Genomic DNA, 22,301 nt, shown 5'->3' with positions numbered 1-22,301 from the left:
CGGACCGTACGGTCCGGGGCAGCCCCTTCAGTCGTTCAGCTCGGAGCGAGCGTCACGCTTCCTTGGTCAGGTTCGGTCCGGCACCGCCGGCCGCCTGCTCGATCGGAGGAGCGTCCGGCAGGGCCGACTTCTCCTCGCCACGGAAGGTGAACTTCTCCGCCTCGCCCTCGCCCTCGGCTCCCACGACCACGATGTGGCCGGGGCGCAGCTCCCCGAAGAGGATCTTCTCGGAGAGCGAGTCCTCGATCTCGCGCTGGATGGTCCGGCGCAGCGGCCGGGCGCCCAGCACGGGGTCGTAACCCTTCTTGGCGAGGAGCGACTTCGCGGCCGGGCTGAGCTCAAGGCCCATGTCCCGGTCCTTCAGACGCTCGTCCACCTTGGCGACCTCAAGGTCGACGATCTGGATGATGTCTTCCTCGGTGAGCTGGTGGAAGACGATCGTGTCGTCGACACGGTTGAGGAACTCGGGCCTGAAGTGCTGCTTGAGCTCTTCGTTGACCTTGTTCTTCATCCGCTCGTAGTTCGACTTGGTGTCGCCCTGGGCGGCGAAGCCCAGGTTGAACCCCTTGGAGATGTCCCGGGTCCCGAGGTTGGTCGTCATGATGATGACCGTGTTCTTGAAGTCCACGACCCGGCCCTGGGAGTCGGTCAGGCGACCGTCCTCCAGAACCTGGAGCAGGGAATTGAAGATATCGGGGTGGGCCTTCTCGACCTCGTCGAAGAGAACGACGGAGAACGGCTTCCTGCGGACCTTCTCGGTGAGCTGGCCGCCCTCCTCGTAGCCCACGTAACCGGGGGGCGAACCGAAGAGACGGGAAACCGTGTGCTTCTCGCTGAACTCCGACATGTCGAGGGAGATCAGCGCGTCCTCGTCGCCGAAGAGGAATTCGGCGAGCGTCTTGGACAGCTCGGTCTTACCGACGCCGGACGGGCCGGCGAAGATGAACGAGCCACCGGGGCGCTTCGGGTCCTTCAGACCCGCTCGCGTACGGCGGATGGCCTGCGAGAGCGCCTTGATGGCGTCCTTCTGGCCGATGACGCGCTTGTGGAGCTCGTCCTCCATGCGGAGCAGCCGCGAGGACTCCTCCTCGGTGAGCTTGAAGACCGGGATGCCGGTGGCCGTCGCCAGGACCTCGGCGATCAGCTCCTCGTCCACCTCGGCGACGACGTCCATGTCGCCGGCCTTCCACTCCTTCTCGCGCTTGGTCTTCGCCGCCAGCAGCTGCTTCTCCTTGTCGCGGAGAGAGGCTGCCTTCTCGAAGTCCTGGGAGTCGATCGCCGACTCCTTGTCGCGGCGCACGCCCGCGATCTTCTCGTCGAACTCGCGGAGGTCCGGCGGCGCGGTCATCCGGCGGATACGCATCCGGGAGCCGGCCTCGTCGATCAGGTCGATCGCCTTGTCCGGCAGGAAGCGGTCCGAGATGTACCGGTCGGCCAGCGTCGCGGCGGCGACCAGCGCGGAGTCCGTGATGGACACGCGGTGGTGCGCCTCGTAACGGTCGCGCAGACCCTTGAGGATCTCGATCGTGTGCGGCAGCGACGGCTCGGCCACCTGGATCGGCTGGAAACGGCGCTCAAGGGCCGCGTCCTTCTCCAGGTGCTTGCGGTACTCGTCGAGCGTCGTGGCACCGATCGTCTGCAGCTCGCCACGGGCCAGCATCGGCTTCAGGATCGAGGCGGCGTCGATCGCGCCCTCGGCGGCGCCCGCACCCACCAGGGTGTGGAGCTCGTCGATGAACAGGATGATGTCGCCGCGGGTGCGGATCTCCTTGAGGACCTTCTTCAGCCGCTCCTCGAAGTCACCGCGGTAGCGGGAGCCCGCCACCAGCGCGCCGAGGTCCAGCGTGTAGAGGTGCTTGTCCTTCAGGGTCTCGGGCACCTCGCCCTTGACGATGGCCTGTGCGAGGCCTTCGACGACCGCCGTCTTGCCGACGCCGGGCTCGCCGATGAGCACGGGGTTGTTCTTCGTACGGCGGGACAGCACCTGCATGACCCGCTCGATCTCCTTCTCGCGCCCGATGACCGGGTCGAGCTTGGACTCACGAGCGGCCTGGGTGAGATTCCGGCCGAACTGGTCGAGGACCAGGGACGTGGAGGGCGTGCCCTCGGCAGGACCGCCGGCTGTGGCGGCCTCTTTGCCCTGGTATCCGGAGAGCAGCTGGATGACCTGCTGCCGCACCCGGTTGAGATCGGCGCCCAGCTTCACGAGGACCTGGGCTGCGACGCCCTCGCCCTCGCGGATCAGGCCGAGCAGGATGTGCTCCGTGCCGATGTAGTTGTGGCCCAGCTGAAGGGCCTCGCGGAGCGACAGCTCCAGGACCTTCTTGGCACGGGGGGTGAAGGGGATGTGCCCGGACGGGGCCTGCTGGCCCTGACCGATGATCTCCTCCACCTGCTGGCGGACCGCCTCGAGCGAAATCCCGAGGCTCTCCAGGGCCTTAGCGGCGACACCCTCACCCTCGTGGATCAGGCCCAGGAGGATGTGCTCGGTGCCGATGTAGTTGTGGTTGAGCATCCGGGCTTCTTCCTGAGCCAGGACGACAACCCGCCGCGCGCGGTCGGTGAACCTCTCGAACATCGTTAATCGCTCCTCAGAGCGGTCAGGCAGTAAAGGGGTCGGTCCCCTCCCTGTCCTTCCGCAGCTTAGTCCCGCAAGCGGGGACCGCTCATTCCAACTGCCGGATCCGTCCGGAACACCCACGCTACGACAAGGGACGTTCATCCCGAACAGCTGACAACAGCTCCAACCTGATGGTGCGAGACGATGTTCCCCCAGGCCAGCCACATACCCTCACCATCACTACGCCGATGGCGAACGTGAGACGCCCGGGACAGCGTGTCGCCCCTCCCCACTAGGAATGTCTTACCCGCAAGCACGGACAGTCCATGCGGCGCGCACGGTTTCCCTCCGCTACGGGCGAACACCATTGCACTCCCGAATGCTCCCGCACGCCCCAATACCGGATACTCAGTGCGAACGGTCGCCGACACAGCGTAACTCCGCGCCGCGATCGGGAGTTGCTGGGGGTATGGCCTCCACAGTCCCGCATCCGCGCGGCCCGCTCGACGGCGCGGCGCGGTGGTACGAGCACGAACTCGGCTGGGCGGCGCGGGAAGGCTCCCCGCTGCGGCTGAGAACCGGGCTGAGTTTCGACGTCCTGGAGATGCCGGCCGGTGCGGGCGCGGCCGTCCTGCGCAGAATCGGCCGCACGGGCCCGGTGGCGCTCAGCGGCGACCGGCGGCTGCTGCGGTTCCTGGTGGCGGCGGGAAGCGCGGAGGAGCTGCCCGGACTGCTCAGCTGGCTGGAGTGGGGCGGCATCGAGCTGGGTCTCACGGCGCTGGGCGCCGGCGGGCTGATGCGGGCGCCCACGCCGCCGCGGTGGCCGTACGCCGCCGCGCAGGGGGCCGCCGTATGGGTGCGGCCCCCCGAGCCTGGACGCGAGGTGGTACCGGCACTGCCGGTCCTGGCGCCGTTCGGTGACGGCGCTCGCAGCGGGGGCAGGGGTGGGGGTGCCCCCGATCTCGTACGACTCGTGGACGCGGCGGCGACGGAGTGCCACCGGGCCCGACTGCTCTCCGGCGGAAATATTCGTGCGAATGGTCAGCCGTTGGCCTTCTCGTAAGCCTCGCGGATCTCGGCGGGAACACGGCCGCGGTCGTTCACGCTGTAGCCGTTGTCCTTGGCCCACTTGCGGATTTCCGCGGTGTCCTTGTTCCCACCGGTGGCGACGCGGCCCTTCCCGCGGCCACCCGCCGCACGGCCACCGGTACGGCGGCCACTCTTGGTGTAAGGATCGAGCAGCCCACGGAGCTTGTCCGCATTGGCAGTCGTGAGGTCGATCTCGTAGGTCTTGCCGTCGAGCGCGAACGTGACGGTCTCGTCCGCCTCGCCGCCGTCGAGGTCATCGACAAGAAGGACCTGAACCTTCTGTGCCACCGGATTTCCTTTCATCGAAAATGCAGTACGCGGAAAGGAAACCGCTTTTCTCCGAAAAACACAAACCCTCGGCAGAGGTTCAGAGGCGCAAGAAGACGGGAAACGTGCGCGATTCGGACATAGGGATCCCGTAGGTTCCGCTGTCACAGGTGCAGAAGCATCCGACTGTTGCCCAAGGTGTTCGGCTTCACTCGTTCGAGACCCAGGAACTCGGCAACACCCTCGTCATAGGAACGCAGCAGCTCCCGGTAGACATCTCGGTCGACAGGTGTCTCACCGATCTCCACGAACCCGCGCTTGCCGAAGAAGTCGACTTCGAAGGTGAGGCAGAATACCCGGCGCACTCCGAGCCAGCGTGCCGTCTCCAGCAGCTTGTCCAGCAGTTGATGGCCCACTCCGAGGCCCTTGACCGCAGGATCCACCGCCAGCGTGCGCACTTCCGCGAGGTCTTCCCACATCACATGAAGGGCTCCGCAGCCGATGACACTCGCGTCCTCGTCGCGTTCCGCCACCCAGAACTCCTGGATGTCCTCGTAAAGGGTCACCGGCGCTTTGTCGAGGAGGATGCCTTCGCCCACGTAAGCGTCGACGAGTCGGCGGACAGCGGGTACATCCCTGGTCCTGGCGCGCCGGACGGTGACGGCATTTGCGGCGGCATTGGGAAGCGGAAGCACTGAGGACATGACCGGGACGCTATCGCCCCGCGTCCGCTCCCCCGTCGGCGGGCTCGTCCCCGGCTTCCGGATCCTCTTCCGGTTCGACGCGCACCATACGCACGGCGTCCTGCAGAGCCGTGCGCTGCTCGGCCGACATCATGCCGAAGAAGGCGACTAGCGCGGCCGCGGGGTTGTCACTCTTCCCCCATGCCTCGTTCATGAGAGCCGCCGCGTAGGCGGCGCGGGTGGAGACCGCCGTATATCTATAGGCGCGGCCGTCGACTTCCCTGCGCACCCAGCCCTTCTGATGGAGATTGTCCATTACGGTCATGACGGTCGTGTAGGCGATGGACCGTTCCCGCTGAAGGTCTTCGAGGACTTCCCTGACGGTGACCGGACGGTTCCATTGCCAGACGCGAGTCATGACGGCGTCTTCCAGGTCTCCCAATTGACGGGGCACACCGTCACCCTAGTGCGAGATGTCCGAATAGCCAGTTATCCACCGCACAGACGGCGCGGACAGCACAAAAAGGACGTACGACCGGCGCCGGTCGTACGTCCCCGAGCCGGCCCGCGGCTCACTTCTGCTGGGCGGCTGCTTCCGCGCGTGCGATCGCCGCGTCGACCGCGGCGTCTTCCTTCGCCTTGTTCGGGCCGCCCTGGCTCTTGACGATCGTCCGGACCAGGAAGATGAAGAAAGTAGCCATCACCACGGGGGGCACAAGCGCGGATACATAGTCCATACCGACCAGACTAGCTACCCCGCGGCCAGTTCCTCCGGCGGGGGCGCCGGACGGCGGCGTGGCGGGAAGACCTCGGACGGCTTGGGCATCGGACGGCCGGGCGCGGGGCGCTCCCCCGGCTTCGGCCCGTCCGGCCGGTTCGGTTCCTTCGGCTCGGGCTGCTCGGGCTTGTGCGGCCCTTCGGCCGCCCCGACGAGCGTCAGCACCCGGGCGGCGCGGCACCGCTCCAGCAGTGCGGCGGCCGCGGGGTTGCCGCGCAGGGCGCGCAGCGCCGCGAGGTCGTCGGGCCGGGCCTGGTAGCCGACGGCCAGCGCGTCCTGAAGCAGTTCCAGATAGCCGCTGAGCGAGCCGGGCAGGGCGGCGCGGTACCTCGCGAGGTCGGCGACGAGGAACGCGCGCAGCCGGCCTGCCTCCTGGTCCGCCTCGTCGACGGACCTGGCGAGCGTCAGACAGTCCCGTACGGCGTCGTCAGGAAGCGGGGCGGGGTCGAGGGCGACAGCGAGGGCGCGTCGGAGCACACGCAGCTCGTCAGCGCCGAACGCCATGCCGCCGCGGAATCCGTATGGCGTGGGCATGCGGCGACCTTACGCACCGAACCGGACAAAATCCGTTTAACGTTCATTGGTGGGCGCGGCTCGCACAGGCTCCCGGTTCGCACCGGCCCCCGGCTCGCACAGCGCCCACCCCGCTCACATCCGGGCGACGTTCCTCTCGTACACCAGGCGCAGCCCGATCAGGGTCAGCCACGGCTCGTGCTCGTCGATCACCGAGGCCTCGCCCAGCACCATCGGGGCCAGCCCGCCCGTCGCGATGACCGTGACCTCGTCGGGGTCGTCGGCCAGCTCGCGCGCCATCCGCGCGACCACCCCGTCGACCTGCCCGGCGAAGCCGTACAGGATGCCGGACTGCATCGCCTCGACGGTGTTCTTGCCGATCACGCTGCGCGGCCTGGCCAGCTCGATCTTGCGGAGCTGGGCGCCCCTGACGCCGAGCGCCTCGACGGAGATCTCGATGCCGGGCGCGATGACACCGCCCGCGTACTCGCCGCGGGCGCTGACCGCGTCGAACGTCGTCGCCGTACCGAAGTCGACGACGATCGCGGGACCGCCGTACAGATCGACGGCGGCGACCGCGTTGATGATGCGGTCGGCGCCGACCTCCTTCGGGTTGTCCATCAGGATCGGCACGCCCGTCTTGATGCCGGGCTCGACCAGGACGGCGGGCACGTCGCCGTAGTAGCGGCGGGTCACCTCGCGCAGCTCGTGCAGCACGGACGGGACCGTCGAGCAGATCGCGATACCGCTGACCCCGTCGCCCAGGTCGTCGCCGAGCAGCGGGTGCATGGACATCAGGCCCTGGAGGAGCACCGCCAGCTCGTCGGCGGTGCGGCGGGCGTCGGTGGAGATCCGCCAGTGCTCGACGATCTCCTCACCGTCGAACAGACCGAGCACGGTGTGGGTGTTGCCCACGTCGATGGTGAGCAGCATCAGCTCGTCGTCCCGTCCGCTTCACACAGGTCGAGACCGATGTCGAGGATCGGGGACGAGTGGGTGAGCGCGCCGACCGACAGATAGTCGACGCCGGTCTCCGCGTAGGCACGGGCGTTCTCCAGCGCGAGCCGTCCCGAGGACTCCAGGAAGGCCCGGCCGTCGACGATCGCCACCGCCTCCGCCGTCTCCTCCGGAGTGAAGTTGTCCAGCAGGATCAGGTCGGCGCCCGCTTCGAGCACCTCGCGCACCTGGTGGAGCGTGTCGACCTCGACCTCGATCGCCAGGTCCGGGTACTGCGCGCGGACGGCCTTGAACGCCTCCGCCACCCCGCCGGCGGCGACGACGTGGTTGTCCTTGACGAGCGCGGCGTCGGAGAGCGACATCCGGTGGTTGACCCCGCCGCCGCAGCGCACCGCGAACTTCTCCAGGGCGCGCAGCCCCGGCGTCGTCTTGCGGGTGTCGCGGACCTTGGCGTGGCTGCCTTCGAGCACGTCGGCCCAGGCGCGGGTGGCGGTCGCGATGCCGGACAGCCGGCACAGCAGGTTGAGCGCGCTGCGCTCGGCGGTGAGCAGGTCGCGGGTGCGGGTGGTGACGCTGAGCAGCTTCTGGCCCGCCTCGACCCGGTCGCCGTCGGCCGCGTGCCGCTCCACCTCGAACTCGTCGGAGCAGACGACGGACAGCACGGCCTCGGCGATGTGCAGCCCGGCGACGGTGCCGGCCTCACGCGCGGTGAAGTCGCCGGTGGCCACGGCGTCCTCGGGGACGGTCGCCGCCGTCGTCACGTCGATGCCGTGGTCGAGGTCTTCCTCGATGGCCACGTGCGCGACGTCCTCGACCTGGACGGGGTCCAGGCCCGCCTCGGCGAGCAGCCGGGCGAGCGCGGGGTCGAGGCCGCACTCCAGGTCGTCGAGGCTGAACCCCTCGTCGCCGGTGGAACAGGCGCAGCCGTCGCCGCAGGCACCGGCGGACGCCGAGGCGGCCGGGGCGCCGATCTGGATCAGCGGTACGGCCACCGGCTCGGGACGCTGATTTTCTTCGGGCGTGCTCACGGTTACGGCTCCCTGGGGACGTCGGCGGGAAGGGTGAACGGGGACGGTGCGGCGGAGGGTGACACGGGCGGGAACCCGGATCCTTCGGTACGGGTGACCACGAGCCCCTGGGCCTGGCTCTGGTCGCGGCCCTGATCGGACGTCAGGCGCACGACCAGGTGCCGGCGCCAGTGCGCGTCGTCCCGGTCGGGCCGGTCTTCGCGCCAGTGGCAGCCACGGGTCTCCTCGCGCTGCTGGGCGGCGGCGACCAGCACCTGGGCGACGCAGAGGAGGTTGGTCGTCTCCCAGGAGTCGACACCGGGCTCGGCCGCCTTGCCGTCGGTGTACGGGACGTCCTGGTGGACGGCCTCCAGCGCCTCGGCGGCGGCGCCCAGACTCCGGGCGGAGCGCAGGACGCCCGCGCCCTCGGACATGATCCGCTGGATGGCGAGCCGGGCCTCGGGGGCGACGAGGGGCAGCGGGGCGGGTGAACCGGTGACGTCTGCTGTGTAAGAGCGGCGCTCTTCAGGTGAGCTGTGCCCGTCGGACGACGCCGTGATGTCCGCCGCGATGCGCTCCGCGAACACCAGTCCCTCCAGCAGCGAGTTGGACGCCAGCCTGTTCGCGCCGTGCACGCCCGTGCACGCCACCTCGCCGCACGCGTACAGCCCCGGCACCGTCGTACGGCCGCGCAGGTCGGTGCGGACGCCGCCGGACGCGTAGTGGGCCGCGGGCGCCACCGGGATCGGTTCGGTGACCGGGTCGATGCCGTGCGCGCGGCAGGCCGCCAGGATCGTGGGGAAGCGGGTCTCCCACATCTCGGCGCCGAAGTGCCGCGCGTCCAGGTACATGTGCTCGGCGCCCTGCTCCAGCATCCTGCGCGTGATCGCCTTGGCGACGATGTCGCGCGGCGCGAGCTCGGCCAGTTCGTGCTGGTCGAGCATGAAGCGCACCCCGTCGGCGTCCACGAGATGGGCGCCCTCGCCCCGTACCGCCTCGGAGACCAGCGGCTGCTGGCCCTCCGCGCCCGCGCCCAGGAACAGCACCGTCGGGTGGAACTGCACGAACTCCAGGTCCGAGACCTCGGCCCCTGCGCGCAGCGCGAGCGCGACGCCGTCGCCGGTGGAGACCGGGGGGTTGGTGGTGGCCGAGAAGACCTGGCCCATGCCGCCGGTCGCCAGGATCACGGCGGGGGCGAGGACGGCCCCCACGCCGTCGTGCTGGCCCTCGCCCATGACATGGAGGGTCACGCCCGACGTACGGCCCTGCTCGTCCGTGAGCAGGTCGAGCGCCAGGGCGTTCTCGACCGTGGTGAGCGCGGCGCCGCGTACCGCGTCGACCAGGGCGCGGGAGACCTCGGCGCCCGTCGCGTCGCCGCCCGCGTGGGCGATACGGCGCCGGTGGTGGCCGCCTTCGCGGGTCAACTGGAGGTCGCCTGCGTCCGACAGGTCGAAGTGGGCGCCGGTCTCGATCAGCCTGCGTACGGCGGCTGGGCCTTCGGTGACGAGGGTCCGTACGGCGTCCTCGTCGCACAGGCCGGCGCCCGCGACGAGCGTGTCGTCCAGATGCTGCTCGGGGGTGTCGCCCTCGCCGAGCGCGGCGGCGATCCCGCCCTGTGCCCAGCGGGTGGAGCCGTCGTCCAGCCGGGCCTTGGTGACGACGACCGTACGCAGTCCGGCGGCGGTGCAGCGCAGGGCCGCGGTGAGTCCGGCGACGCCGGAGCCCACGACGACGACGTCCGCGTCGACCGCCCATCCGGGTGCGGGCGCTGTCAGCCGTATTCCGTTCACGTGCGGGCTCCGAAGGTCAGGCTGATGTTGTCGATCAGCCGGGTGGTGCCGACTTTCGCCGCCACGGCGAGGATCGCCTCGCCCGTGTGGCCTTCGGCGGCCTCGGTGAAGTCGGCCGGGTCGACCAAGGCCAGATAGTCGAGGTCCAGGGGCGGTTCGGCGCCCGCCGCCTCGTCGAGGACGGCGCGGGCGGCGGCCCGTACGGCGTCGGGTCCTGCCGGCTCCGCCGCCGCGAGCCGGTCGCGGCCCGCGAACAGGGCCCGGGAGAGCGCGAGTGCGGTCCGCCGCTCGGCGTCGGACAGGTAGCGGTTACGGCTGGACAGGGCCAGCCCGTCGTCCTGACGGACCGTCGGGGCGGCGACGACCTCGACGGGGAAGTTCAGATCGGCGACCATCCGCCGTACCAGCGCGACCTGCTGGGCGTCCTTCGCGCCGAAGAACACCACGTCGGGCGCGGTGAGATGGAGCAGTTTGGCGACGACGGTGAGCATGCCGTCGAAGTGCCCGGGGCGTGACGCGCCTTCGTAGCGCTCCCCCATGGGCCCGGCGGCGACGGTGATCTGCGGGGCGCCGCCCGGGTAGACCTCGTCGACCGGCGGGGCGAACACGGCGTCGGCGCCCGCCGCCTCCACGGTCTTCAGGTCGGCTTCGAGGGTCCGCGGGTAGCGGTCGAGGTCTTCGCCCGCGCCGAACTGGAGAGGGTTCACGAAGACGGTGACGATCACGAACCCGGCGGGCCCGACGGCTTCGCGCGCCGCGCGCACCAGGCTGGCGTGGCCCTCGTGGAGCGCGCCCATGGTGAACACCGCCGCCGTACGACCGCGGCCTTCGGCGGCGGCCAGCAGCCGGTGCAGATCGGCGCGGGTGGGCGCGAGTGCGAGGGGGGTCATCGGCTGTCTCCGTCCGCGGGGGCGTCGTCGGAAAGGGCGTCGAGCAGGTCTTCGGCCAGCTCCGGCTTGAGCAGCCCGTGCGCGAGCGCGCGGTCCGCCGTCGTACGGGCCATCGCGAGATAGCCGGCGACGGCGCCGGGCGCGTGCTTGCGCAACTCGCTGACGTGCGCGGCGACCGTGCCCGCGTCGCCGCGCGCGACCGGTCCTGTCAGGGCGCTGTCGCCGGAGCGCAGGGCGTTGTCGAGGGCCGCGCCGAGCAGCGGGCCGAGCATCCGGTCGGGGGCGGCGACGCCCGCGGTCCTGAGCAGTTCCATCGACTGGGCCACCAGCGTGACCAGGTGGTTCGCGCCGAGCGCCAGGGCCGCGTGGTAGAGCGGGCGGGACTCCTCGGCGATCCACTCGGGTTCGCCGCCCATCTCGATGACCAGCGCCTCTGCGGCCAGCCGCAGCTCGTCGGGGGCGGTGACGCCGAAGGAGCAGCCCGCCAGCCGCTGCACGTCCACGGAGGTGCCGGTGAAGGTCATCGCGGGGTGCAGCGCGAGCGGCAGGGCCCCCGCGCGCAGGGCCGGGTCGAGGACCCGGGCGCCGTAGCGCCCCGAGGTGTGGACGAGGAGCTGCCCCGGCCGTACGGCGCCGGTCTCGGCGAGCCCTTCGACCAGTCCGGGCAGCGCGTCGTCGGGGACGGTCAGCAGGACCAGCTCGGCCCGTGCGAACACGTCGGCGGGGGTCACCAGCGGCACGTCGGGCAGCAGCTCCGCCGCTCTGCGTACGGAGGCGTCCGAGACGCCGGACACGGCGACGGGGCGGTGCCCGGCCTGCCGCAGCGCCGCTGCGAGGGCCGGCCCCACCCGTCCCGCACCGACCACACCGACGGTCAGACGAGCGGGCCGGTCCCGGGGATCGAGAGGTTCCTGTGCTGCTCTGGGGTTCACGCGGCGGGGCCTTCCGTTCCAGTCCGCGGGGGGTACCGGACGATTTCTGGCCATGCTACGCCAGCACACAGGGCACTTTCCTGGGCACACGGACCGGGCTGGGAAACGGGCGGCGGCTGCGCGATGATCGGCTCATGGGTGACACGAGCGAGCAGGCGGCCGAACAGCCGGAACAGGACGGTACGGCCTCGAAGCGGGACGCCGGCCGCCGCAGGCGGGCCGCGCACCGCGGCGCCGAGCGGGTGCTGGCGCGCGGCGCCTGGGACCGGTCGATGGGCGAATGCCTCACCGCCCTCGCCGAGGACGGCGCTTCGGTGTACGACATGGCGGCCTCGCCCGACATCTACGGCGACGGGGTCGTCGCCGAGCTGGAGCGCCGGGTCGCGGAACTGCTGGAGACGGACGCCGCCGCGTTCTTCCCGACCGGCACGATGGCGCAGCAGGTGGCGCTGCGCTGCTGGGCGGGGCGTACCGGCAACCCGGTCGTGGCGATCCATCCGCTCGCCCACCCCGAGGTCCACGAGGAGGGCGCGCTGCCGACCGTCAGCGGCGTGCGTACGGTCCATCCGACCCGGGAGCCCCGGCTGCCGACCGCCGACGAGATCCGCGACCTCGGTGAGCCCTTCGGCACGCTGATGCTGGAACTGCCTCTGCGGGACGCGGGGTTCGTGCTGCCGTCCTGGGACGAGCTGATCGACGTGGTGGACGCGGCGCGCGAGCGCGACGCCGTCGTGCACTTCGACGGCGCCCGGCTGTGGGAGACCGTGACGCATTTCGGCCGCCCGCTCGCCGACATCGCGGGGCTCGCCGACAGCGTGTACGTGTCGTTCTACAAGTCCCTGGGCGGTCTGTCCGGCGCGATGCTCGCCGGCTCGGAGAGCCTGGTCGACGAGGCCCGGGTCTGGCGCCACCGCTACGGCGGCCAGCTCTACCAGCAGTACCCGGCGGCGCTCGCCGCACTGGTGGGCCTCGACCGTGAACTGCCCCGGCTGCCGTCGTACGTGGCGCACGCGCGCGTGGTGGCCACGGCGCTCGCCGAGGGGTTCGCCGCTTCGGCGGCCCCGTGGTTCCGGGTGCACCCCGACCCGCCGCACACCCATCAGTTCCAGGTGTGGCTGCCGTTCGGGCAGCGGGTGCTCAACGAGGCGTCGCTGCGCCAGGCGGAGGAGACGAAGGTGGCGCTGTTCGGCCACTGGAGCGCGCCCGGCACAGCGCTGCCCGGCGTCGCGATGACCGAGGTGACGGTGGCGGCGGCCGGCCTGGAGTGGACGCCGGACGACGTGCGCACGGCGGTCGCGGACTTCGTCGAGCTGGTGGTCGAGGAACAGGAACGCGAACTGCGGGCGTAGCCGGCGGGGCCGTCGGGCTAGGCGCCGCGCCGCCGTGCAGCGGCGGGGGTCCGGGGGCTTGCCCCCGGTTTCGGGAAGGGGCGGGTAGGGGACAAGGCCCCGCGCAGCGGACACCACCCTGGTCGCATCCGGCGGGCCCGGCAGCCGCGCGCGCCGCCGGCTCAGGCGCCCGCGCCGCCGCCTGCCCGTACCAGGCCCGTCTCGTACGCCAGCACGACGACCTGCACCCGGTCACGCAGCCCCAGCTTGGTGAGGATCCGGCCCACATGGGTCTTCACCGTCGCGTCCGAGAGCACGAGCCGCCCGGCGATCTCGCCGTTCGAGAGCCCCTGCGCGACCAGCATCATCACCTCGCGCTCGCGGGTGGTCAGCCGGTCGAGTTCCTTGTGCTCGGGCTCGGCCGCCGACGGCAGCATCGGGGAGAACCGGTCGAGCAGCCTGCGGGTCGTGGAGGGCGCGACCACCGCGTCGCCGCTGTGCACCGACCTGATGGCGGAGAGCAGTTCGCCCGGCGGCACGTCCTTGAGCATGAAGCCGCTCGCCCCCGCCTTGAGCCCGGAGAAGGCGTACTCGTCGAGGTCGAAGGTGGTCAGGATGAGCACCTTCGGCGGGTTCGGCGCGGCGCAGATACGGCGGGTGGCCTCGACGCCGTCGAGGCGCGGCATCCGTACGTCCATCAGCACGACGTCCACCGCTCTGCCGCGGAGGTTCTCGATCGCCTCCGCGCCGTCCCCCGCCTCGGCGACGACCTCCATGTCGGGCTGCGCGGCCAGCACCATCCGGAAGCCGGTGCGCAGCAGCATCTGGTCGTCGACGAGCATGACGCGGATCGACATCAGCGGGGTTCCTGTCCGGTAGGAGCGGTGGGTGGCGGGGTCAGTGCGCGGGTTTCAGGGGGAGCAGGGCGCTGATCCGGAAGCCGCCGCCGGGCCGCGGCCCCGCGTCGAGCGTGCCGCCGACCATGCCGACCCGCTCACGCATGCCGATGAGTCCGTGGCCGTGGCCGTCGGCGCCGCCGTCCTCGTACATCTCGTGCGCCGCGCCCCTGCCGTCGTCCTCGACGAGCAGCCCGAGGCCGTCGTCGAAGTAGACCAGGCGCACGCTGGCACCGACGTCGGGGCCGCCGTGCTTACGGCTGTTGGTGAGGGCTTCCTGCACGATCCGGTAGGCGGTGAGCTCGACGCCGCTGGGCAGGGCGCGCGCGGTGCCCTCGATCTTGAAGTCGACGGTGATGCCGGTCTTGCGCACCTGCTCGACCAGGTCCTCGATCTGCTCCACGTCGGGCTGCGGCACGTACTCGCCGCCCTCCTTGGTGTCGCCGGTGCGCAGCACGCCCAGCAGCCTGCGCATCTCGGCGAGCGCCTGCCGGCCGGTGCTGGAAATGGTCTCCAGCGCCTGCTTGGCCTGCTCGGGCGCCGCGTCCAGGACGTAGGCGGCGCCGTCGGCCTGGACGACCATCACGGAGACGTTGTGCGCGACGACGTCGTGCAGCTCGCGGGCGATCCTGGCCCGCTCCCCCGCGACCGCCACCTTGGCCTGCGCCTCGCGCTCCTTCTCCAGCCGGGTCGCGCGCTCCTCCAGCTGGTCGAAGTAGGCACGGCGGGTGCGGATCGAGTCGCCGAGCACCCAGGCGAGCACGAACGGCACGGCCAGCACGACCGTGAAGAAGATCTGTCCGCCGGTGCTCGTCGTGTTCGGCGGCCAGCGCAGCTGGGACAGCGGGGCCGCGCACAGCCCGCCGAAGAGCGCCAGCAGCGAGGCCCAGCGTGGTCCGCCACGGGCGGCGACGGTGTAGATGATGACCAGCATCGCGAAGTCGCCGGGTCCCACCCGCACGTCCAGAGCGAGCTGGACCAGGCCGAGGGCCGTCACCAGCAGCAGCATCCGCTCGGGTGCCTTGCGGCGCAGCGCCACGACCAGACTCAGCAGCGCCGCCACCGCCATGGCGGTCAGCCTCGGCTCGACGCCGCGCGTCTCCTGGATCGCCCACAGCAGTGAGATCCCGAAGAGCACGACAGCCCAGAAACTGTCGACGCCCGTCGGGTGTCTGCGGAGGAAGTCGTAGAGGCGCTGCACGTAACCCAGCGTAGGGATGTGTAAAAGGACGAGGGGTCAACCGGAGGACCGATCCGGTCGGCGGAAGCGTACTCCCCAAGGTGGAGACTTGGCGCCGTGACGGATGAGACAGATCAGTCTGACGAGGTGCGGGGCGACCTGAGCGGCGCGCGGGGAGCGCGCCGCTGGCGTACGGCGGCCGAGGCGGCGCTGTACGGGCCCGGCGGCTTCTATCTGCGCCCGGAGGGCCCCGCCGGGCACTTCCGCACCTCCGTGCACGCCTCTGCGCTGTTCGCCGCCGCCGTGGCCCGGCTGCTGGCCGGTACGGCGCGGGCGCTCGGTGGCGGTGAGGTGGCCTTCGTCGACATGGGCGCGGGCCACGGCGAGCTGGCGGCGGGCGTGCTGGCCGCCGTACCGTCCGGCCTGGCGGTACGGGCGTACGCCGTCGAGCGCGCCCCGCGCCCGGCGGGTCTCGATCAGCGGGTCGAGTGGTGCGCCGAGCCGCCGGCCGGGGTGCGGGGGCTGCTCTTCGCCAACGAGTGGCTGGACAACGTGCCGTTGGACGTGGCCGAGACGGACGCCGACGGCGTCGCGCGCTACGTCCTCGTCCGGCCCGACGGCGGCGAGGAGCCCGGCGGTCCCGTGGCCGGACCGGACGCCGCGTGGCTGGCGCGCTGGTGGCCGTCGGACGGCGCGGGCGACCGGGCCGGGACCGGGCGGGCGGAGATCGGCCGGCCGCGTGACGAGGCGTGGGCCGCCGCCGTGGCCTCGCTGGACTGCGGTCTCGCGGTCGCCGTCGACTACGCCCATGTCCGGTCCGCGCGCCCGCCGTTCGGGACGCTGACCGGCTTCAGGGACGGCCGCGAGGTGCCGCCCGTCCCCGACGGGAGCTGTGACCTGACCGCCCATGTGGCCCTGGACGCCTGCGCGTTGCCGGGCGCCGAACTGATCAGCCAGCGCGACGCCCTGCACCGGCTGGGGGTGTCGGGGCAACGGCCGCCCCGTGAGCTGGCCACGACGGACCCCGCGGGCTATCTGCGGGCCCTGTCGGCGGCCGGAGAAGCGGCGGAGCTGACGGCGCGCGGCGGGCTCGGCGACTTCGGCTGGCTGCTCCAGCCCGTCGGCACCGACCCGGCGGAATGCTGGCTCTGAGAGACTGTCGCCCATGACGGAGACCACCCGGACGACGGTCGGTGTCGGCGGCGCCGCCGAGAGCACCGACATGGTGCTCAACATCGGCCCCCAGCACCCCTCCACGCACGGCGTGCTGCGGCTGCGGCTGGTGCTCGACGGCGAGGTCATCCGCAGCGCCGAGCCCGTCATCGGCTATATGCACCGGGGCGCGGAGAAGCTGTTCGAGGCGCGCGACTACCGGCAGATCGTGATGCTCGCCAACCGCCACGACTGGCTGTCGGCGTTCGCCAACGAGCTGGGGGTGGTGCTGGCCGTCGAGCGGATGCTCGGCATGGAGGTGCCCGAGCGCGCCGTGTGGACCAGGACCCTGCTCGCCGAGCTGAACAGGGTGCTCAACCATCTGATGTTCCTCGGCTCCTATCCGCTCGAACTGGGCGGTATCACGCCGGTGTTCCACGCGTTCCGGGAGCGCGAGGAGGTGCAGAGCGTGATGGAGGAGATCTCCGGCGGGCGGATGCACTACATGTTCAACCGGGTCGGCGGCCTCAAGGAGGACCTGCCCGCCGGCTGGACCGGCCGGGCGCGGCACGCGGTCGCCGAGGTCAGGTCGCGGATGGACGTCTACGACGGACTCGTCCTCGGCAACGAGATCTTCCGCGGCCGTACCCGCGGGGTCGGTGTGCTGTCGCGGGACGCGGTCCACGCGTACGGCGTTTCGGGGCCGATCGCCCGCGCCTCCGGCGTCGACTTCGACCTGCGGCGCGACGAGCCGTATCTCGCGTACGGCGAGCTGGGCGACACGCTCACGGTTGTCACCCGCGAGGACGGCGACTGCCTGGCGCGCTTCGAGTGTCTGCTGGAGCAGACCCACAACGCGCTGGCGCTGGCCGACGCGTGTCTCGACCGGCTCGCGGAGCTGCCGCCCGGACCGATCAACCAGCGGCTGCCGAAGGTGCTGAAGGCGCCGGAGGGGCACACGTACGCCTGGACCGAGAACCCGCTCGGCATCAACGGCTACTACCTGGTGTCGAAGGGCGAGAAGACGCCGTACCGGCTGAAGCTGCGCTCCGCCTCGTTCAACAACATCCAGGCGCTGACCGAGTTGCTGCCGGGGACCCAGGTCGCCGACATGGTGGCGATCCTGGGCTCGCTCTTCTTCGTCGTCGGAGACATCGACAAGTAGCGACAAGTAGCCCGTCCCCGGCTCGTGTTCAGCCGGGACTCAGCCGGTCTTGCTGCGCAGCCGGCCCAGTTCGAGCTGTTCGGTCTCGTCGTGCTCGGTCAGGTCGATGACCTGGCCGACGGTCCGTTCGTTGGTCGTGCGCTGCTCGGCGACCGCTTCCTCCCCGACCACGTCGGCGAGGTCCTCGCCCTCGACGTCGGCCAGTTCGGCGGCCGACGCCGGTCCGTCCTGGCCGCTCTCGGTGTCCTTGTCGCCGCTGTCGGCCTCGGCATCGGCGCCCTTGTCGTCCTCGCCGTGCTGCTCGGCGGGGGCTGCCGCCGTGTTGTGCGTGGTCCCGGCGATCTGGGTGCCGAAGAAGTCGAAGCCGCCGCCGGGCAGCCGCACCGGGCCGCGCTGCGGGGAGTACGGGACGATCGCCGAAGCGGTGGGGACGCGGGTGGCGGGGAGAGCGGACGACGTGCGGCTGTGCTGCTCTCCTCCGGCGGCAGCCGCGTGCTTCCCCTGCGGCTCCTTGGCCTCGGCGCGCTGCTCGACGCGCTGCTCGGCGGTCTCGGCGCGCTGCTCGGTCGTTTCCCGCTTCTCCCGGTTGAGGGCGGCCTCGACGGTGCGCCGCACCTGCTGCTCCGCGTGCTTGCGCGGCAGGCTCTCCATGGCGCGCCTGGCCATGAGGTAGGCGGACGGGGTGGCCGCGTCGCCCGCCGGCAGCAGGGCCTTGGGCTCGGCCGCGGCTTCGATGGCGAGCTGGCGGCGGCCTTCGAGTGCGGTGGCGCGCTCGGTCTCCGCCGTGGCGTACCGCCGCAGCAGGGCGGCGTGTTCGCCGCGCAGCCGGGCCAGTTCGACGCGTTTGGCGCGCAGCCGGCCGTCGAGCTTGACGCGGATCTCCCTCGACTCGTCTATGTCCGCCTCAAGTTCGGCTATCCGCTCTTCCGTCTGCCACTGGTCGCTCTCACGGGCGCGGGTCAGATCGGCGACGCGGTGGCCGGCGTCCTCGTCCCAGCGGCGCATGAAGACGGCACCGGTGGCCGCGGCTGCCGCGGCCAGCGCCGCGCAGGTCCGCAGGACCACCGGATCCGCGAACAACCAGGCGCCTGCGGCGCAGACGACCGCGGCTCCGGCGACCGAGATCGGCGGCAGGAGCTTGTGAAGGGGTGGCGAATGGCGGTGGCGTCCACGTGGCATGGCGGAAATTTACCGTGCGTGGGGACGGAATGGGGGGCCGGTCGGACAATCTTTCCCCGCCCGTTGCCGACTCCCCTCCCGTTCCCCTCCTGTTCCCCCGCGGAACTACTTCTTGAGCAGGCCCTTGGAGTCCAGGTAATCCTTCGCGACATCCGCCGGCTTGGCGCGCTCGGCGTCGACCTTGAGGTTCAACTGCGCGAGATCGTCGGTCGTGAGCGTCGCCGTGAGCTTGTCGAGCGCCGCGGCTATCTCCGGCGAACCTGCGTCCTTGGCATTGACCACCGGCAGCAGGTTGTCGGCGTTCTGCAGCTTCTTGTCGTCCTCCAGGACGACCAGGCCGAAGCTGTCGAGCGTGCCGTCTGTGGTGGTGGAGAGAACCAGCTGGTCCACCCCGTCCTTGACGGCCTGCTTGGACTGCGGGGTGCCGACGCCCTTCGGGTCGAGGCCGGTCACGTCGATGCCGTAGGTCTTCTTCAGACCGGGGATGCAGAACGGCCGTACGGCGCACTCGTCACCGGCGGCGACCTTCACCTTGAGCTTCGACTTACCGAGGTCCGAAAGGGTCGTGAGCTTGTTCTTCGCGGCGAATTCCTTCGTCACGGCGAAGGCATTCTGGTCGACGGCCTCGCCGACCTGGAGCACCTTCAGCCCGCGCGGCTCCGCCAGCTTCTTCAACTCGGCGACGGTGGCCGCCGGGTCGCTGGAGGCGAGCGGCTTGGCCAGCGCTGTCTTGGCGCCGTTCACCTTCGCGTTGAGGAATTCGGTGACCGTCGCCGCGTATTCCGGTACGACGTCGATGTCGCCCTTCTCCAGCGAGGGTTCGTACAGCTCACGGTTGCTCACCGTGGTGACGGACGTCTTGTATCCGGCGGCGCCCAGGGTCTGGGCGTACAGCTCCGCCAGCACCTTGGACTCGGTGAAGGCGGCGGCGCCGACGACCAGCGAGCCCTTGCTGCCGGAGCCGGAGCCCGCGCTCGTGTCGCTGCTCGCGGAGCCCCCCTTGTCCTTCTCCAGGCTGTCGCCGCCGCATGCGGCGAGCGAAACGGTCAGGGCCGCCACTCCGAGTACCGCACCCGCGATCTGCGAGGTCTTGCTCATCAGGTTCACCATCCAAAAAGGCCGAAGTTCGGTCGTCACACGGTTGTGCGGGTCTTTGTCGTGGGGGTCGTCGCGGTGGGAGGTGCGGGGGACGCGGCGGTGGGGCGGGCGGCCTCGGAAGCGGCGGGCCTGGCGGGCGCGATCAGCCGGTCGAGCAGCAGCAGCGCGCCCTCGACGAGCAGCGCGAGCAGCGCGACGAGGATCGCGCCGGCGACGACCTGGGCCGTGTTGTACGTGTTGAAGCCGGCGGTGATGATCCGGCCGAGCCCGCCCTGGCCGACCATCGCGGCGATGGTGGCGGTGGCCACCACCTGCACGGCGGCGGACCGGAGCCCGGTCATGACCAGCGGGTAGGCGAGGGGCAGCTCGACCCGGGTGAAGACCTGGGTGCCGGACATGCCCATGCCCTTGGCCGACTCCACCACCGCGCGGTCGACCTCGCGCATACCCACGTACGCGTTGGTCAGCAGCGGCGGCACGGCGAAGAGGACGAGCGCGATGATCGTCGGCAGGAAGCCCGAGTTGCGCAGGGGCGAGATCATGAAGAGCGCGAGGACCGCGAAGACCGGGATCGCGCGGCCCACGTTGGAGATGTTGATCGCGAGCGCGCCGCCCTTGCCGATGTGGCCGAGCCACAGCGCGAGCGGCAGGGCTATCAGGCACGCGAGCAGCATCGAGACGCCGCTGACGTAGGCATGCTCGCCGAGGCGGTGCCACACGCCGTTCTGCCCCGACCAGTTGGCGCCCGTGGTGAGCCATGTCCAGGCTCCGCCCAGCTCCCCCATCGTCAGCTCACCGCCTTCAGCGTGCGTATCCGGGTCCAGGGCGTGAGCAGTCGCTGCACGCCCAGCAGCAGCAGATCGGCGACGACGGCGAGCAGGACACAGAGCACGGATGCGGTCAGCACCTGTGCTTTGAAGAACGTCTGCAGGGCGTCACTGATCAGATTGCCGAGTCCGCCCCGGCCGACGATCGAACCGATCGTCGTCAGGGCGATGGTCGAGACCGTCACGATGCGCAGCCCGGCCATCAGCGCGGGCAGCGCGAGCGGCAGCTCGACCTCCCAGAGCAACCTGGCGGGTCCATATCCCATTCCGCGTGCGGCGTCCCGTGCCTCTTCCGGTACCGATTCGAGACCCGCGATGATGTTCCGCACAAGAATGGTCAGCGAATAGAGCACGAGTCCGGTGATCACCAGACCGGCGGAGAGCCCGAAGAGGGGCAGCAGCAGCGAGAACATCGCCAGCGAGGGAATCGTGTAGAGAAGAGTCGTCAGTCCGAGCACGGGAGCGGCGAAAGCCGGTTTGCTCCGGGCCAGCAGTGCCAGCGGGAAAGCCACCACCAGCCCGATGGCGACCGAGACCGCCGTGATCCACACATGCTGGACCGTGGCATCGATCAGCTCGTGACTGCGGGAGTGAAGATACTCACCACAGATCCAGTCGTTGGCCGCCATGCATCCTTGCGCGCTCATCCGTCCCCACCTCCCCTCGGGCCTGTCCGGCGGATCAGGGTCGGACAGGCCCAATCCCCGAACGTATGTCTGTCACCTACGTCTGGGGACCCTATCCCCGACCACTGACATTCGCGGAAGTCCGCCACATTCCAGCAACATGGCCTTCACACAACACGGCTCACAATGGGGAACCATGATCCGATTCGAGCACGTCACCAAGCGGTACGCGGACGGCACCACCGCCGTCGACGACCTCTCCTTCGAGGTGTCAGCGGGCGAACTGGTCACGCTCGTCGGACCGTCCGGCTGCGGGAAGACCACGACCATGAAAATGGTCAACCGGCTCATCGAGCCCACCGAGGGCCGGATATTCCTCGACGGGGACGACATAGCCAAGATCGACCCGGTCGAGTTGCGGCGCCGTATCGGCTACGTCATTCAGCAGGTCGGTCTCTTCCCGCACAAAACGGTCCTGGAGAACACCTCGACCGTTCCCCATCTCCTCGGCTGGCAGCGCGCCAAGGCCAAGAAGCGCGCCGCCGAACTCCTCGACCTGGTGGGGCTCGACCCGTCCGTCTACGGCGACCGCTACCCCGCCCAGCTCTCCGGCGGCCAGCAGCAGCGCGTGGGCGTGGCCAGGGCACTGGCCGCCGATCCGCCCGTCCTGCTGATGGACGAGCCGTTCGGCGCCGTCGACCCCGTCGTACGCGACCACCTGCAGAGCGAGTTCCTGCGGCTGCAGGCCGCCGTCCACAAGACCGTGCTGTTCGTCACACACGACATCGAGGAAGCCGTCCGCCTCGGCGACCGCATCGCCGTCTACGGCCAGGGCAGGATCGAGCAGTTCGATCCGCCGGCCGCCGTGCTCGGCGCTCCCGCCACCCCGTACGTCGCCGACTTCGTCGGCGCCGACCGCGGCCTCAAGCGGCTCTCCGTGACGCCCATCGAGGAGGGCGACCTGGACCAGCCTCCGGTGCTGCACCTCGACGACCCGCTGGACAAGGCGGCGGCGCGGCTCGCGAAGGACGGCGCGCGCTGGGCCGTCGTCCTGGGCCCCGACGACAAGCTGCACGGCTGGATCTCCACCGAGCAGACCGGCGCGTCCGGGACCGTACGGGAGCGCGCCCGCCGGATGGAGGCGTGGCTGCCCGTCGGCGCCTCGCTCAAGCAGGCCTTCGCCACGATGCTCCAGCACGACGCGGGCTGGATCGCGGTCATCGACAAGGAGGAGACCGGCCGGTTCCTCGGCGTCCTGACCCCGGCCCGGCTGCACGAGGCTCTGCGCAGGTCGATCGACGCGGACGCGCAGGCCATCCCGCGCACGGCGGTGGAGCTGGAGACGGTCAGCACGGTCGCCCCGCACTGAGCCGGGCCCGGCCAT

Annotated in this window: 22 protein-coding genes; 5 read left to right on the top strand and 17 right to left on the bottom strand. The window is 70.8% G+C overall.

What is annotated here, in order from left to right; all coding sequences use genetic code 11:
- Positions 1-52: 52 nt before the first annotated feature.
- Positions 53-2,578 (bottom strand): ATP-dependent Clp protease ATP-binding subunit, encoded by a 2,526-nt coding sequence (locus tag OHS57_RS21835; RefSeq protein ID WP_041986281.1) that lies wholly within the window; start codon positions 2,576-2,578, stop codon positions 53-55.
- 451 nt (positions 2,579-3,029) lie between these two features.
- Here OHS57_RS21835 and OHS57_RS21830 point away from each other — a divergent pair, with 451 nt between their 5' ends.
- Positions 3,030-3,623 (top strand): SCO3374 family protein, encoded by a 594-nt coding sequence (locus OHS57_RS21830; protein ID WP_041986285.1) that lies wholly within the window; start codon positions 3,030-3,032, stop codon positions 3,621-3,623.
- On the opposite strand, the gene OHS57_RS21825 is transcribed toward OHS57_RS21830, so the two are convergent.
- The 10 genes from OHS57_RS21825 to OHS57_RS21780 all read right to left on the bottom strand — a co-directional run bounded on the left by OHS57_RS21825 (position 3,602) and on the right by OHS57_RS21780 (position 11,520).
- Positions 3,602-3,937, bottom strand: coding sequence for a histone-like nucleoid-structuring protein Lsr2 (locus tag OHS57_RS21825; protein WP_041986287.1), 336 nt, complete (start codon positions 3,935-3,937; stop codon positions 3,602-3,604). The two genes, OHS57_RS21830 and OHS57_RS21825, sit on opposite strands and share 22 nt — an antisense overlap.
- Positions 3,938-4,080: 143 nt before the next feature.
- Positions 4,081-4,620, bottom strand: a complete 540-nt coding sequence (locus OHS57_RS21820; RefSeq protein ID WP_328583081.1) for an amino-acid N-acetyltransferase — start codon at positions 4,618-4,620, stop codon at positions 4,081-4,083.
- 10 nt (positions 4,621-4,630) lie between these two features.
- Positions 4,631-5,053, bottom strand: a complete 423-nt coding sequence (locus tag OHS57_RS21815; protein WP_078863482.1) for a BlaI/MecI/CopY family transcriptional regulator — start codon at positions 5,051-5,053, stop codon at positions 4,631-4,633.
- Between the two features lie 118 nt (positions 5,054-5,171).
- Positions 5,172-5,336, bottom strand: coding sequence for a hypothetical protein (locus OHS57_RS21810; protein ID WP_041986299.1), 165 nt, complete (start codon positions 5,334-5,336; stop codon positions 5,172-5,174).
- A 14-nt stretch (positions 5,337-5,350) separates the two neighbouring features.
- Positions 5,351-5,881, bottom strand: coding sequence for a hypothetical protein (locus OHS57_RS21805; RefSeq protein ID WP_041986303.1), 531 nt, complete (start codon positions 5,879-5,881; stop codon positions 5,351-5,353).
- A 144-nt stretch (positions 5,882-6,025) separates the two neighbouring features.
- Positions 6,026-6,823: a type III pantothenate kinase gene (locus OHS57_RS21800; RefSeq protein WP_041986308.1), complete on the bottom strand. Its 798-nt coding sequence runs from the start codon at positions 6,821-6,823 to the stop codon at positions 6,026-6,028.
- Entirely contained in the window at positions 6,823-7,875 is a 1,053-nt protein-coding gene (nadC, locus tag OHS57_RS21795) for a carboxylating nicotinate-nucleotide diphosphorylase (protein ID WP_328583080.1), read from the bottom strand. Before nadC ends, OHS57_RS21800 begins: the two co-directional genes overlap by 1 nt.
- A gap of 2 nt (positions 7,876-7,877) precedes the next feature.
- Positions 7,878-9,644: an L-aspartate oxidase gene (locus tag OHS57_RS21790; protein ID WP_328583079.1), complete on the bottom strand. Its 1,767-nt coding sequence runs from the start codon at positions 9,642-9,644 to the stop codon at positions 7,878-7,880.
- Positions 9,641-10,534 (bottom strand): pantoate--beta-alanine ligase, encoded by an 894-nt coding sequence (gene panC, locus OHS57_RS21785; protein ID WP_328583078.1) that lies wholly within the window; start codon positions 10,532-10,534, stop codon positions 9,641-9,643. Before panC ends, OHS57_RS21790 begins: the two co-directional genes overlap by 4 nt.
- Positions 10,531-11,520 (bottom strand): Rossmann-like and DUF2520 domain-containing protein, encoded by a 990-nt coding sequence (locus tag OHS57_RS21780; protein WP_443042932.1) that lies wholly within the window; start codon positions 11,518-11,520, stop codon positions 10,531-10,533. Before OHS57_RS21780 ends, panC begins: the two co-directional genes overlap by 4 nt.
- Before the next feature lie 80 nt (positions 11,521-11,600).
- On the opposite strand from OHS57_RS21780, the gene OHS57_RS21775 reads away from it, so the two are divergent.
- On the top strand, positions 11,601-12,815 hold the full coding sequence (locus tag OHS57_RS21775; RefSeq protein ID WP_328583077.1) for a threonine aldolase family protein: 1,215 nt from the start codon (positions 11,601-11,603) through the stop codon (positions 12,813-12,815).
- 161 nt (positions 12,816-12,976) lie between these two features.
- On the opposite strand, the gene OHS57_RS21770 is transcribed toward OHS57_RS21775, so the two are convergent.
- Together OHS57_RS21770 and OHS57_RS21765 are read right to left on the bottom strand one after the other, a co-directional pair.
- Positions 12,977-13,651, bottom strand: a complete 675-nt coding sequence (locus tag OHS57_RS21770; RefSeq protein WP_041986323.1) for a response regulator transcription factor — start codon at positions 13,649-13,651, stop codon at positions 12,977-12,979.
- Positions 13,652-13,691: 40 nt separating this feature from the next.
- Complete coding sequence (locus tag OHS57_RS21765) at positions 13,692-14,891, bottom strand: sensor histidine kinase (protein WP_041986326.1); 1,200 nt, start codon at positions 14,889-14,891, stop codon at positions 13,692-13,694.
- A gap of 138 nt (positions 14,892-15,029) precedes the next feature.
- On the opposite strand from OHS57_RS21765, the gene OHS57_RS21760 reads away from it, so the two are divergent.
- Both OHS57_RS21760 and OHS57_RS21755 read left to right on the top strand, forming a co-directional pair.
- Positions 15,030-16,022: an SAM-dependent methyltransferase gene (locus OHS57_RS21760; protein ID WP_328585126.1), complete on the top strand. Its 993-nt coding sequence runs from the start codon at positions 15,030-15,032 to the stop codon at positions 16,020-16,022.
- 13 nt (positions 16,023-16,035) lie between these two features.
- Entirely contained in the window at positions 16,036-17,187 is a 1,152-nt protein-coding gene (locus OHS57_RS21755) for an NADH-quinone oxidoreductase subunit D (RefSeq protein ID WP_041986332.1), read from the top strand.
- A gap of 39 nt (positions 17,188-17,226) precedes the next feature.
- Here OHS57_RS21755 and OHS57_RS21750 read toward each other — a convergent pair whose 3' ends face one another.
- The 4 genes from OHS57_RS21750 to OHS57_RS21735 all read right to left on the bottom strand — a co-directional run bounded on the left by OHS57_RS21750 (position 17,227) and on the right by OHS57_RS21735 (position 20,938).
- Complete coding sequence (locus OHS57_RS21750; protein WP_328583076.1) at positions 17,227-18,366, bottom strand: hypothetical protein; 1,140 nt, start codon at positions 18,364-18,366, stop codon at positions 17,227-17,229.
- A gap of 105 nt (positions 18,367-18,471) precedes the next feature.
- Positions 18,472-19,464: an ABC transporter substrate-binding protein gene (locus tag OHS57_RS21745; RefSeq protein WP_041995429.1), complete on the bottom strand. Its 993-nt coding sequence runs from the start codon at positions 19,462-19,464 to the stop codon at positions 18,472-18,474.
- 35 nt (positions 19,465-19,499) lie between these two features.
- Positions 19,500-20,249, bottom strand: coding sequence for an ABC transporter permease (locus OHS57_RS21740; protein ID WP_328583075.1), 750 nt, complete (start codon positions 20,247-20,249; stop codon positions 19,500-19,502).
- A 2-nt stretch (positions 20,250-20,251) separates the two neighbouring features.
- Positions 20,252-20,938 carry an ABC transporter permease gene (locus tag OHS57_RS21735; RefSeq protein WP_041986339.1) on the bottom strand — a complete coding sequence of 229 codons (687 nt, stop codon included), beginning with the start codon at positions 20,936-20,938 and terminating at the stop codon, positions 20,252-20,254.
- A gap of 175 nt (positions 20,939-21,113) precedes the next feature.
- Here OHS57_RS21735 and OHS57_RS21730 point away from each other — a divergent pair, with 175 nt between their 5' ends.
- The gene (locus OHS57_RS21730; RefSeq protein WP_041986342.1) at positions 21,114-22,286 is read left to right on the top strand and encodes an ABC transporter ATP-binding protein; all 1,173 of its coding nucleotides are present in this window, start codon (positions 21,114-21,116) and stop codon (positions 22,284-22,286) included.
- The last annotated feature ends 15 nt before the right edge of the window (positions 22,287-22,301 follow it).

This window comes from Streptomyces sp. NBC_00370 (assembly GCF_036084755.1).
Taxonomy (GTDB): domain Bacteria; phylum Actinomycetota; class Actinomycetes; order Streptomycetales; family Streptomycetaceae; genus Streptomyces.
Note: the sequence above shows the minus strand (reverse complement) of the source record. Positions and strands in the feature narration are given on the sequence as shown.

Bases quoted from the DNA above. Each gene is read 5' to 3' on its own strand.
- OHS57_RS21835 (WP_041986281.1), bottom strand. From the start codon at position 2,578: ATGTTCGAGAGGTTCACCGACCGCGCGCGGCGGGTTGTCGTCCTGGCT.
- OHS57_RS21830 (WP_041986285.1), top strand. From the start codon at position 3,030: ATGGCCTCCACAGTCCCGCATCCGCGCGGCCCGCTCGACGGCGCGGCG.
- OHS57_RS21820 (WP_328583081.1), bottom strand. From the start codon at position 4,620: ATGTCCTCAGTGCTTCCGCTTCCCAATGCCGCCGCAAATGCCGTCACC.
- OHS57_RS21810 (WP_041986299.1), bottom strand. From the start codon at position 5,336: ATGGACTATGTATCCGCGCTTGTGCCCCCCGTGGTGATGGCTACTTTC.
- OHS57_RS21805 (WP_041986303.1), bottom strand. From the start codon at position 5,881: ATGGCGTTCGGCGCTGACGAGCTGCGTGTGCTCCGACGCGCCCTCGCT.
- OHS57_RS21800 (WP_041986308.1), bottom strand. From the start codon at position 6,823: ATGCTGCTCACCATCGACGTGGGCAACACCCACACCGTGCTCGGTCTG.
- panC (WP_328583078.1), bottom strand. From the start codon at position 10,534: ATGACCCCCCTCGCACTCGCGCCCACCCGCGCCGATCTGCACCGGCTG.
- OHS57_RS21780 (WP_443042932.1), bottom strand. From the start codon at position 11,520: ATGGCCAGAAATCGTCCGGTACCCCCCGCGGACTGGAACGGAAGGCCC.
- OHS57_RS21775 (WP_328583077.1), top strand. From the start codon at position 11,601: ATGGGTGACACGAGCGAGCAGGCGGCCGAACAGCCGGAACAGGACGGT.
- OHS57_RS21770 (WP_041986323.1), bottom strand. From the start codon at position 13,651: ATGTCGATCCGCGTCATGCTCGTCGACGACCAGATGCTGCTGCGCACC.
- OHS57_RS21755 (WP_041986332.1), top strand. From the start codon at position 16,036: ATGACGGAGACCACCCGGACGACGGTCGGTGTCGGCGGCGCCGCCGAG.
- OHS57_RS21750 (WP_328583076.1), bottom strand. From the start codon at position 18,366: ATGCCACGTGGACGCCACCGCCATTCGCCACCCCTTCACAAGCTCCTG.
- OHS57_RS21745 (WP_041995429.1), bottom strand. From the start codon at position 19,464: ATGAGCAAGACCTCGCAGATCGCGGGTGCGGTACTCGGAGTGGCGGCC.
- OHS57_RS21740 (WP_328583075.1), bottom strand. From the start codon at position 20,249: ATGGGGGAGCTGGGCGGAGCCTGGACATGGCTCACCACGGGCGCCAAC.
- OHS57_RS21735 (WP_041986339.1), bottom strand. From the start codon at position 20,938: ATGAGCGCGCAAGGATGCATGGCGGCCAACGACTGGATCTGTGGTGAG.
- OHS57_RS21730 (WP_041986342.1), top strand. From the start codon at position 21,114: ATGATCCGATTCGAGCACGTCACCAAGCGGTACGCGGACGGCACCACC.